Genomic DNA, 383 nt, shown 5'->3' on the forward strand with positions numbered 1-383 from the left:
AAGCGATAAAAAATAGCGCTAAGAACAGCTGCTTTGGTTGGGATGCCGTTGTAACTGATTATATTACCTACTTATATTAAAAAATTTATTAAAGTTCAGTGACATCCGTTCCTATTTGCGCTTTAATTACTTAGTCTGGTGGAAATAATAAAAACTAGGTAATGTGTCGGTATTTGTGGCAAGGCAAGCAATCCTTAATCGTAATCAAAATGTAGCTGCATATGAACTACTGTTTCGCGATAGCCCTGAAAATTGCTTTCCTGGTGTTTCTGATGGTCAAGCAACGGCTCGCCTGATCATGGAAAACCAGCTTAACTTAGGTACTCGCCATATTACTTCGGGTAAAAAAGCGCTGATCAATATTGGTCCTGAATCATTAAAAC

1 pseudogene is annotated in these 383 nt (G+C 37.9%); it reads left to right on the plus strand.

The window, feature by feature from the left end:
- Positions 1 to 163 precede the first annotated feature (163 nt).
- Positions 164 to 383: pseudogene (locus CWB66_RS22105) on the plus strand (EAL and HDOD domain-containing protein); the annotation flags it as partial.

The sequence above is a fragment of the Pseudoalteromonas sp. S558 genome (assembly GCF_005886635.1).
Lineage (GTDB): Bacteria > Pseudomonadota > Gammaproteobacteria > Enterobacterales > Alteromonadaceae > Pseudoalteromonas > Pseudoalteromonas aliena.